The organism is Bacillus sp. LR_5, assembly GCF_042709275.1.
In genome coordinates, this window is the sequence record NZ_JAVAXX010000423.1 from 1 (window position 1) to 3,841 (window position 3,841).

Annotated in this window: 4 protein-coding genes; 2 read left to right on the forward strand and 2 right to left on the reverse strand. The window is 45.0% G+C overall.

The features are described 5' to 3' along the window. Together yclO and yclN are read right to left on the reverse strand one after the other, a co-directional pair. Positions 1-771 (reverse strand): petrobactin ABC transporter permease YclO (gene yclO / locus RAC86_RS36240; protein WP_377886742.1); only part of this gene is annotated, 771 nt, incomplete at its 3' end. Further along, positions 764-1,714 carry a petrobactin ABC transporter permease YclN gene (yclN, locus tag RAC86_RS36245; RefSeq protein WP_061186190.1) on the reverse strand — a complete coding sequence of 317 codons (951 nt, stop codon included), beginning with the start codon at positions 1,712-1,714 and terminating at the stop codon, positions 764-766. The genes yclN and yclO, both read right to left, overlap by 8 nt. 385 nt (positions 1,715-2,099) lie before the next feature. On the opposite strand from yclN, the gene RAC86_RS36250 reads away from it, so the two are divergent. Continuing rightward, positions 2,100-3,464 (forward strand): aspartate kinase, encoded by a 1,365-nt coding sequence (locus RAC86_RS36250; protein WP_072565743.1) that lies wholly within the window; start codon positions 2,100-2,102, stop codon positions 3,462-3,464. A 152-nt stretch (positions 3,465-3,616) separates the two neighbouring features. Beyond that, positions 3,617-3,724: a YjcZ family sporulation protein gene (locus RAC86_RS36255; RefSeq protein WP_072565742.1), complete on the forward strand. Its 108-nt coding sequence runs from the start codon at positions 3,617-3,619 to the stop codon at positions 3,722-3,724. The last annotated feature ends 117 nt before the right edge of the window (positions 3,725-3,841 follow it).

The window sequence follows — 3,841 nt, forward strand, 5'->3', positions numbered from 1 at the left end:
CGTTTTCAGGAATTCTCTCGCCAGGTTGACCACAAGAAGGCCTAAGAACATAATCGGCCCGACTAGCGCAGTCGAAACAGAAACAAGGATCGCAACCACGATCAGCATCTGCTTCACCACTTTGTCGTAGTCGATGCCCAAATTCACGGCGTGCTCGCGTCCGAGAGAAAGCACGTCGAAAAACTTTGTAAAACGCCAGACATAAGCGCCTGTCAGCAGGAAGATGATGAACGCGAGCCATAACAAATCCGTATTGATGTTGTTAAAGCTGGCAAACATCTTGTCCTGCACAACTTGGAACTCATTCGGATCAATCAGCATCTGCATAAAGGAAGACAGGCTGCTGAACAACGTGCCAAACACGATTCCGATGAGCAGAAGGAAAAAGATATTTCTCCCCTCTCCCTTGAACATGATCTGATACAAAACAAGGGAAAACAGTATCATCAGCAGAACAGAGATGATAAAGTTGATGTTTTTATTCATGATGACAATATTCGCAGAACCGAACAGAAAGATAATGCCGGTCTGAATCAGCATGTAGAGAGAATCAAGGCCCAAGATGCCCGGCGTCAGGATGCGGTTGTTCGTAATCGTTTGAAAGATCATAGTCGAAAACGCAATCGCTCCCCCAGTCAGCGCAATGGCAGCGACCTTTTTGATTCTTCTCGGCAAGGTGTAATCCCAATTGCCTAAGTCATAAAACAGAAACAAGCCAATACATATGATGGCTAAAACAACGAGCAACGCAATTTTCATCTGGTTACGCATATGCTTTTCTCCTTAACAGCATAAACAGGAAAATGCCGCTGCCGATGATTCCGACCATCAGGCCAATCGAGATTTCGTAAGGGAAGATAATGATTCTGCCCAGTATATCGCAAAAGAGCACAAAAACCGCTCCCAATAGCGCCGTGTGCGGCAGGCTGTTCTTCAGATTGTCTCCTCTGTAAATCGAGACAATATTCGGGATGATTAAACCGAGAAACGGCAACATACCGACAGTCAAAATGACAAGAGACGTGATCAGGGACACGATAATGAGCCCGATGTTCACAACCCGTTTGTACTTCAGGCCGAGGTTGACAGAAAAACTTTCTCCCATACCGGCCAATGTGAATTTATCCGCATACACATAGGCAATGATAACGAGCGGAATACTCAGATAAAGAAGCTCGTATCTTCCTTTTACCACTAAAGAGAAGTCTCCTTGGAGCCATGATGACACATTCTGGATCAAGTCATATTTATATGCGATAAATGTCGCGATTGAACTGACGATATTCCCGAGCATTAAACCGACAAGCGGAATAAAGATGGTGTCGTTAAACTTGATTCTTTCAAGGATTTTCATAAACAGAAAATTTCCTGCAAGGGCAAAGACGAACGCGACCAGCATTTTCATTAAAGGACTGGCGGATGTGAACAGCAGCAATGAAATTAAAATGCCGAGCCGAGCCCAATCCATCGTGCCCGCTGTCGTCGGTGACACGAATTTGTTTCTGCTGATCTGCTGCATAATCAAACCGCAGATGCTCATGCTTAATCCCGCGATGACAATGCTGATCAATCGCGGCAAACGGCTTGCAAACAGCGTTGACGCCTCTTGTTTGCTTAAATCGAAGAGATCAAGCGGCGACAGATCTTCTACGCCGATAAATACAGATGTGACTGCTAATATGATAAGTAGAATAAATAAGTAACGTAACTTCATGCTGCCTCCTTACATCCTTACAGCAAAAAGAACGTATCTCCTACTCCGCAAGGACTCAAAACAATATGGCCATATAGTAATTGATTATCATTATCATTTACATATTACCATTTTTCTAGTGTTAGTCAATATTCTTTCAAAATATTAACCTAGTCATGTATTTAATTTTACTAATCATTCTAATCATTTTCCATCCCAAATCGTTAGGTTGTTTACCATATTTATCTTCAGAACGCATGTATACGGTCAACACACCTGACATTATTCCTTGTGGAAAATACAAATGTTCACGACAGAAAGAAATTCCCCCTTGATTTACAGGACTGAAAGAGAGATAATAAATACTAAATTTGTGTGAAAATTTTAAACATTAGGAGATGTAAACATGAAGGTCGTTAAATTCGGAGGCAGCTCACTCGCTTCAGGCGCCCAGCTTGAAAAGGTGTTTCACATCGTAACCTCAGACCCGGCACGGAAAGCTGTAGTCGTTTCAGCTCCGGGAAAACGCTATGCTGAGGATACGAAAGTGACTGATCTCTTAATCGCATGTGCAGAACAATATTTGGCATCAGGCAGCGCCCCTGAACTGGCGGAAGCTGTTGTGGAACGGTATGCCCTCATCGCAAATGAGCTTCAGCTAGAGCAAAGCATTATCGAAAAAATCCGCGATGATCTGTTTACGCTTTTAGAAGGAGATAAAAGCAATCCCGAGCAGTATCTTGACGCAGTTAAAGCCAGCGGGGAGGATAATAACGCCAAGCTGATCGCCGCCTATTTCCGCCATAAAGGCGTCAAAGCGGAATATGTCAACCCGAAGGATGCCGGCCTTTTTGTGACAAATGAACCCGGCAACGCGCAAGTACTTCCTGAATCCTATCAAAACCTCTATCGTCTTCGGGAACGTGACGGTCTCATCATTTTTCCCGGTTTTTTCGGATTCAGCGAGGCTGGCGATGTGATCACATTCTCACGGAGCGGTTCTGATATTACCGGCTCGATTCTTGCCAACGGGCTTCAAGCGGATTTATACGAAAACTTTACGGACGTGGACGCAGTGTACTCTGTCAATCCTTCCTACGTTGAGAATCCAAAAGAAATCAGCGAGCTGACATACAGAGAGATGCGAGAGCTTTCCTACGCGGGCTTTTCAGTGTTTCATGATGAAGCGCTCATTCCGGCATTCAGAGCGGGGATTCCTGTTCAGATCAAAAATACGAACAACCCCTCAGCCGAAGGCACCCGCGTCGTCAGCAAGCGGGATAACACAAACGGGCCTGTCGTCGGCATTGCCAGCGATACCGGTTTTTGCAGCATTTATATCAGCAAGTATCTCATGAACAGAGAAATCGGTTTTGGCCGCAGGGCCCTTCAAATCCTGGAGGAACACGGTTTAACGTATGAGCATGTTCCATCGGGAATTGATGACATGACCATCATCTTACGGGAGGGTCAAATGGATACCGCCACTGAACGCAGCGTCATTAAACGGATTCAAAAGGATCTGCACGCCGACGAAGTGATTGTCGAGCATCACCTCGCACTGATTATGGTTGTAGGAGAAGCGATGCGCCACAATGTCGGCACAACGGCAAGAGCGGCCAAAGCATTATCAGAGGCAAAGGTGAATATTGAAATGATCAACCAGGGCTCTTCTGAGGTAAGCATGATGTTCGGCGTGAAAGAAGCCGAAGAAAGAAAAGCCGTTCAAGCGTTATACCAGGAATTTTTCGCTGGCGTGCTGATCTCTTAATATACAAAAATAGCGGGCGCAAGCGTCCGCTATTTTTGATACGATCTGAATCATAGCCGAATTGTTCATTTTTTCTCTTGTCCACTCTTATCCCTGCCAAGCTGATCGTTTCTGCATACCTTATAGTATCCTTCATAGGGAGGTGAAGCCTTATGTCAGGATATTCTAACTGCGGCAGTTACGGCAATTCTTTCGCTTTGATCGTTGTATTGTTTATTCTTTTAATTATCGTAGGGACTGCGTTTTTTGGCGGCTTCTAAGCTGCTGACCGTCTCTGCGGGCGCCGTAAGGTCTACATCTTGCGGCGATGTTTTAAAAAAGAAACACCCCTTCTCACGATGAGAAGGGGTGTTGTTTCTTACGTCATTCCTCTTTCC